General features: G+C 36.3%; 8 protein-coding genes and 1 tRNA gene. 1 reads left to right on the top strand and 8 read right to left on the bottom strand.

What is annotated here, in order from left to right; translation table 11 throughout:
* Positions 1-207: 207 nt before the first annotated feature.
* Positions 208-555, bottom strand: coding sequence for a 50S ribosomal protein L19 (gene rplS, locus JHJ32_RS22315; protein ID WP_079718147.1), 348 nt, complete (start codon positions 553-555; stop codon positions 208-210).
* Between the two features lie 156 nt (positions 556-711).
* Here rplS and JHJ32_RS22310 point away from each other — a divergent pair.
* Positions 712-785, top strand: a tRNA-Pro gene (locus tag JHJ32_RS22310).
* Positions 786-893: 108 nt separating this feature from the next.
* Here the strand turns inward: JHJ32_RS22310 and JHJ32_RS22305 are convergent.
* The 7 genes from JHJ32_RS22305 to JHJ32_RS22275 form a co-directional block, all read right to left on the bottom strand.
* Complete coding sequence (locus tag JHJ32_RS22305; protein ID WP_200122887.1) at positions 894-1,430, bottom strand: hypothetical protein; 537 nt, start codon at positions 1,428-1,430, stop codon at positions 894-896.
* A gap of 25 nt (positions 1,431-1,455) precedes the next feature.
* Positions 1,456-3,411 carry an ATP-dependent RecD-like DNA helicase gene (locus tag JHJ32_RS22300; RefSeq protein WP_200122885.1) on the bottom strand — a complete coding sequence of 652 codons (1,956 nt, stop codon included), beginning with the start codon at positions 3,409-3,411 and terminating at the stop codon, positions 1,456-1,458.
* Positions 3,412-3,492: 81 nt separating this feature from the next.
* On the bottom strand, positions 3,493-4,296 hold the full coding sequence (locus tag JHJ32_RS22295) for a nucleotidyl transferase AbiEii/AbiGii toxin family protein (RefSeq protein ID WP_200122883.1): 804 nt from the start codon (positions 4,294-4,296) through the stop codon (positions 3,493-3,495).
* Complete coding sequence (locus tag JHJ32_RS22290) at positions 4,293-5,114, bottom strand: type IV toxin-antitoxin system AbiEi family antitoxin (protein WP_200122881.1); 822 nt, start codon at positions 5,112-5,114, stop codon at positions 4,293-4,295. Before JHJ32_RS22290 ends, JHJ32_RS22295 begins: the two co-directional genes overlap by 4 nt.
* Positions 5,115-5,275: 161 nt before the next feature.
* Complete coding sequence (locus tag JHJ32_RS22285) at positions 5,276-5,944, bottom strand: hypothetical protein (protein ID WP_200122879.1); 669 nt, start codon at positions 5,942-5,944, stop codon at positions 5,276-5,278.
* A 4-nt stretch (positions 5,945-5,948) separates the two neighbouring features.
* Entirely contained in the window at positions 5,949-6,281 is a 333-nt protein-coding gene (locus tag JHJ32_RS22280; RefSeq protein WP_233632812.1) for a hypothetical protein, read from the bottom strand.
* Positions 6,282-6,723: 442 nt separating this feature from the next.
* A partial coding sequence (locus JHJ32_RS22275) for an EamA family transporter (protein ID WP_200122877.1) occupies positions 6,724-6,995 on the bottom strand: 272 nt, incomplete at its 5' end.

The following is a 6,995-nucleotide window of genomic DNA, read 5'->3' as shown; positions in this document are numbered from 1 at the left end:
ACATGAGTGACCACAGCATCAACCCTATTCAGGGGCGTATTTTGATAGTCAAGACATCATCCGGCAAATACGCCAAGGTAGAAATCCTGGGTTACTATAATAAGTCCAACCACAATGCTGCAAGCTATTCCTTCCGGTACAGTTTTTTATAAAAAAAAGAAGCTGCCGATTGGCAGCTTCCTATAATATCTAGCATGTTCACGTGTGTTAAACCCTCTTGGATTTAATACGAGCGGCTTTACCAGTAAGACCACGCAGGTAGTATAGCTTCGAGCGGCGTACTTTTCCGTAGCTGTTTACCTCAATTTTTTCAATGTTTGGCGAGTTTATGGGGAAAATACGCTCAACACCTACGCCGTTGGAAATCTTACGTACCGTAAACGTCTGATTGGCGCCGATGCTATTGCGTTGGATGACAACACCTTGGTAAACCTGAATACGCTCTTTGTTGCCTTCCCGAATTTTATAGTGAACGCTAACAGTATCCCCAGCCTTAAATGCGGGAACTTCGTTATGTGTTACCGCCTGCTCTTCTACAAATTTTACTAAATCCATGATTTTGAGTAATTAATGACGATTATTATCCCGTAAAAATCGAGCTGCAATATTAGTGATTATTTTCTGAATATAAAAACCGTTTTTAAAAAAAGAAATATGAAGTTATTTTTGGAATTTAGATTTAATTTTTACCTTTGCAAACCCTTACGGGAACGGGGTGTAGCGTAGCCCGGTATCGCGCCTGCTTTGGGAGCAGGAGGTCGTAGGTTCGAATCCTGCCACCCCGACAAAAGCCACTGAATATCAGTGGCTTTTTCTATTTTCGGACATATTTCGGACAGAATCGTATGAATTTTATCGGACTTGTTAAGTTGAGAAAAGTTGGGTTTGAAGCTTTATTTATTAGAAGGTATTCTCGTTTTATCAACCTTTAAAGCCATATATTCAGTATTTAATGTCCAATTTTCATCTGAATGAGGGTTTAGTTGGCAATATTCCCCTATTACAATATTGTTAATGGGAAGTAACGACTCAAATGGAAATCTTAATCCTCTTATACCTTTTTTAAAAGCATCATATCCCCAAGCAATTAATGACGTATCGTTATACTTACGTACAATATATACAGGGTCTATCACTTGATAGGTAAATATTTGCCACTCTAATTCATCGTAAAACTTCTTTTCATCTATTCTGGATATTTCCTTGAGAAATTCGTGATCAATTTGAGAATGATCTATATTGTTTTCAGTAAAATGCCTATGAAAGATGAACGATAGTCCGTTCTGATTCGCAATTCTGTTTATCTCTTCGTAGTTCTTTTTAACAAATGCTTCGTACCTTGGTCTTTTTCCTAATTGAAAATAAAAAATACGGTGATCCAATAGCCATGGTGTTTTGGTTTTTATTGGGATAATGTGGTAATTAAACATGTTTATAGTAAAATAGATGTAAAACTTATTTTTTGGAGTTTAGTAAAACTTCATACCATTTTCTACTTTCGAGTTTTTGGACCTGTTCTGTAAGCGTATGAACCATATTCTTTTCTACACCTAGAGTATCCTCTAATTCTCTGATTTTTGCTTTGCTCTCAAAGTAATTAGATTTTACTTCAGATATTTCGATATTTAAACCATTGTTTTTCAAGGTCAAATCATCCTTCTCTCTTTGTAATTCGTGGATCTGTTTTTCAAAACTGGCTGTCTGATCCAACAAGGTTTTAACAGCATTATTTTGCTGGTCGTTTTTTTCTGCTAACCTTTGATTTTCTTGTTCTAATTCGGAGATACGTGATTGTAAGTAAGTGTGCTTAGCTTTAAATAAATGATTTTGTTCTTTTTCACGATTATATTTGCTTCCGTATGAACTTAACCTTCCCGCAACGGTAACAAAATATTTTTTAAACAATTCGGTTTCAATATCATTTCTAAACTTGATTGCTTTTACAAAATTATCGTATGCATTTGCAAAGTTTAATGCTTTGATTTCTTCACGAGCCTTTTTGTAATAAAAATCTGCTTTCCCCGACTTTAATTCTTCAACGATTAGCGTACTTGGTGTTTCATTTTCAGCGAATTCTATTACTTTAGAGTCTACGATGATTGATTCCTTTGTGATTTTTGAATTAAGGATAAGACCGTTAAAAGAAGTACAACGGCTTAGTGCGACATATACTTGACCAGAAGCAAAGGCGTTTCCAACATCTACGATAACTCTTTCAAAAGTCAAGCCTTGGCTTTTGTGAATTGTTATAGCCCACGCCAGCTTAATTGGGAATTGGGTAAATGTTCCAATTTCTTCTTCTTCAATCTTATTTTCTTCATCGTTCCAATTATATCTTATGTTTTTCCAAACTTGTTTTTCTATAATTAATTCTAATTCTCCCTCCTCTTTATCTTCATACAAAACTGTTATCCTGTTGCCGTCTATCTTGTTGATTTTTGCTATCTTACCATTATATATGCTTTTCGTTTTAACATTTTTAATAAACATTATTTGAGCACCTTCTTTTAGTTGAAGTGTCTTTTCAGTCGGTAGGATATTATCAGGAAAATCACCTGTAATAGCTCCCTCAAAAAGCTGTACCTGACCAGGCAATTCCGCTAAATTGGTGAGATTAATACTTTCTACTTTGTTATTATGTGTTGCAAGTGTTATGTAGTCTGCAGTCAAACTAGGCCTGAATGATGGATTATATTTTGAGTTTATTAGGTTAAGCTCATTGTCTGAAACTTGGTTTACACGAATTCTGTTCAATAAGTCAATAAACTCTTTCTCATTTTGTCTATAGATCTTTTTCAGCTCAATGTAAATAGGCTTGTTTTTTAGAATTACTTTTGAGCTAAAAAAGAAAATACTGTCGTAAAATGGTTCAAGGACATGCCACTCTTTGTCAATGGGGGGCAACTGAAAAGTGTCACCGATAAGAATGACCTGAACACCACCAAACGCTTCATTTTCCCTCTTTCTGTAAACTCGAAGAAGCCTATCAATTACGTCTAGCAGGTCGCATCTTACCATAGATACTTCATCTATTATTAACAATTCCAACCCATTGATAATTTTCAGCATTTCTCTATTATACTGAAAACAATGATATATCGTGCTTCTGTCTGGATCACCTTCTTCTACTTTTGTTCTCAATCTTTTATCGCTCGGCACAAATGGCCCGAAAGGTATTTTAAAAAACGAATTAATTGTTTGCCCTCCTGCATTCATGGCAGCAACACCAGTAAAAGCTAGCACTATTGTGTTTTTTTCTGTTGTTTGACGTAGATATTTTAAAAAGGTAGTTTTACCTGTTCCTGCTTTTCCTGTTAAATAGATAAGTGGATGACCGTATTTAACCAATTCAGAAGCCAAAAAGAACTCTTCATTTGATTCATCTAATTTTATGTTATCTATTGTTATCATTTATATCCTTAATTTATGTACATTCCTAACAAAAGCTTTATAGTCTTTCATGTTTGTTCGATTAAAATAACACAGATCATTTCAAAATTCAAACTTCTTTAAGTGTCTCATCGCTTCCCGTTCAACCTGTTCGAAGTCGGGTAAATCTTTGATTTGGTCAGACATTGACTTTCGCCAACGACCTTTGTATTGCGGCATTCGTTGTGCCAATTTCGTGTGAAAATCTTCAGAATTAACCTGCTTGCTCTCGCATTTCGCCCGAAACTCTTTCGTATAAAATTCAACATCCATCCCATGATTTTCCAACAAATACCAGATATCATAAAAATCCCTTGCCTGCATTCGTTGCATCACGGAACGAAGTTTCTCTACTAAAACCTCTTCCAAAGGATAGCAAAGCAATGAATGCCCCTCTTGGTCACTATACGTAAGGATTGCATTTTGAAATATCGGTTCAAAAACCAACTGTTCACTCCGTGAAATGTCAACTTTCACCTTTTTGTTATTTCCTTGTCCGCCAAGTGGGCCGATATAGCCAATATAGAAGTTGATGCCACCATCTTCATGTTCATTATTGTCCACGAGTTCCAGGGGAATGTTAGCTTCTTCTTCGATGTATGCAAAGACTTCTTCATACCATTCAAAAATCAGGTTATTTGATATGGTATCATCCAATAGCGTAAAATCCAAATCTTCAGAAAAGCGATAATCGGCGAAGTAAATTTTCTTCAAAACCGTTCCCCCTTTAAAAGCAATCACTTTCGATAAATAACTATGATTTGCGATTCCTTGTAAAATCCAAGAAAGTACATAGTCTTTTTCAATTTGTTGGTCGCGAACACCAACTTCTCTTGCTTTATTTTGTATTTCTCCCGGTTTTATCATGTGTAAATTGCTGATTTAATCGTTTCCATTTCTATATTTTGCTGAATGTTCCAACGACTTAGCAGTTTACCGTCCTTTGGTAATTCCGTATCCAGTACCACATAAGAGTTCGTTTTTATTGTTTGTAGTTTTTGAATAATATCTGTTTTTATTTCTAAAGCTTCTAACAGATACCCCAGTCGTTTTATAACAGCTTGGGAATTGAATTTTTGTACATATTCAAATAATTTGGTGAATTTGATCTTATCCATAGAAAGATAGATAGCTTTAGCTATTTCCACGATACCTCCTGCGTATTCAGGCTTAAAAAGACAATCAATAATAGTTTTTTCCAAATCGGAGCAAACCACCTTGTGAAAGCTATCAATCCAGATTTTTTTCATTCCGAAAAAATGTTCCTTGTTGTGATATATAAACTGAAAAGCTATGCCTTTAACTTCAATCTGCGAAGGGCGTAGTTGTTTGGCAACAACAATTTGCTCTTTTAGGGACGGTTGTGTTATCAGATTATGAATTTGTAATGCCGAATAATAACCAATATAATGCTCTGTTCCTCTTGTAAGTGGCTCAGCCAATAGATGCCAATCAGGCATAAAGGTTTCGGGATTCTGTTCATAGGGAATTAGATAGTACACCCCCTTTTTGACACGCATGAGAAGCCCTCGTTTTGTCATATCACTTAGCAGTTCCCGAATTGCACTTTCTGAAGAGTTCGGCAATGCTAACCTTGCTTCTGCAAATTCAAAGCACTGCCGATCTATCTTGTTGAAATAGTTCAATAATTCACCAGATTGAGTTGAAATATTTTTATTTCGCATAGCTGATATATCAGATTAAAACTGATTACAATGATACAAAATAAAACTATCGCACCAAATAAAAAATATCATTAGTAACACTATTATCAGCCTGAAACTGATAATTTATATATAAAAACATAGTTTTATTGTAGGTGCCATCGTTATATTTCACAAACTAATTATTTGTCTAAGCTCTGGATTTCTGACCTTTTCTTCTCAATAGAATTGATCAAACGTTGTTCTTCCTCTCTTTTAAACACCAGATCATGGAATTTATCGGGATCAACTGAATAACTCGAATCAATACTTGAAGTAACCTCTGGCAACCCTAATCCCACCATACGATAGCGCATCTCGAATGATGTTTTATTGCCTATCTGCCTGTTTTTCTCGGACAGCATTCCCAATCCCAATGAGATAATTACAGAGAATATTATCATAATGATGATGACCGGTGTAGACTTTAGGTCAATACCATAAATGTGCCTTATATTCACGCTGTCGGGTATCTGGGACAGTTTGGTTACTATCTCCTTTTCTTTTTCAGCCAATGCCGAAAACTGTTGGTTTGCCGTTTCGGAGATAGTATTGGCTACATGTTGCAGTGAACCGTACTCCTTGATGATCTTGGACAGTATTTCGTGTTCCTGTCTGATAAAGATCTTTATCTGGTTCAGATATTCCTGATCCTTTACCCGTATCTCATGAAATTCTTTCATATTCTTCTCGTTTTCAGAAAGCAGGGATACAATTGTCGGCATGATGCGTACGATGTCCTGTGTAATGAGATCTGTATTCTCCTCTAAAGTGTTTACCTGTTGCTGTAAGTTTTCTAATTCTGTGCGCATATTCTTAACGTTTTAACCTGTAATTTTCTTTCTTTTTTCTCTTCTTGATAAATGGATCTTCCTGCTCCGGCGCAATTTCAGGGATCGAAAACAAAGCAGATGCTAAGTAACCGATGGTCTCCCCGATATTGGTGTCCGTAGACTGATCTGTTGAAACATTGCTTTCCATCCGACGGGTTTGTTCCATAGCGTTATCGATTCCATTTAAAGCCCTGTCGATCTGTCCATAGCTCAATGAGCGGTCAATGGCTGACCCCCGAAATGTCTGTCCGTTCTTGCTGAATGAAATTCCCTGAACCTCATCCGTACCCGATCTGTATTTAAACTGTATTTCCACACCTCTGTAGCGGATATAGTTTTGCAGTTCCGACCAGTTCCTGCTGTTACAGATACCCGACTTCACGGTATCGTAAATCTGGTATCTTGTCCTGTCATTTCCTTTGAGCCTCCCCCTGTTGACGTTCTGCCACCCCGACCGAGAAGCCTACAAGGGCGGTCAAAACCCCTTTAATCATATGATTAGAGGGGTTTTTCTTTTTTTCTTACTTAATCTGTTCAAGTAAAACCAAAGTCCGGATGGTGAGGTTATTCTATCCGCAAGTATCATTGGATATTGGGACGTAAGGCAATCCAGGGAGCAGGCAGAGCGGACAAAAGAAAAGCCTTAAAGACTGAAACAGCAAAAACAATAGGAATTTATATAATACAAAAGGGGCCGCCTTTTTAGACAGCCCCATTTTCTTTAATGAGACTTTTTAGACAGCCCTTTTTTTAATTTTTTATTCCTTGTTGATAATGAAAGTTTGCAATACAACGGAGGATATTACAAAGACCAATCCTATATAAAACGAGAAATTTACTTCTTTGCTCTCTCCGAAAAATAGAAATGCAACAATGATAGCGTAAACAGGTTCAAGGTTCATACTCAGATTTGCCGTAAATGCAGAAATCTTTTTAAATGCTTCTGTAAGGAAAACATATACTAATACAGTGCAGAAAAGTGCAAGCATTAACAAATAAGAACTATCCCTAAAATCGGGAATAAGGTTTT

Source organism: Parapedobacter sp. ISTM3, assembly GCF_016533505.1.
Lineage (GTDB): Bacteria > Bacteroidota > Bacteroidia > Sphingobacteriales > Sphingobacteriaceae > Parapedobacter > Parapedobacter luteus.
The sequence above is the reverse complement of the archived record's forward strand: the minus strand, read 5'-3'. Positions and strand labels throughout refer to the sequence as shown.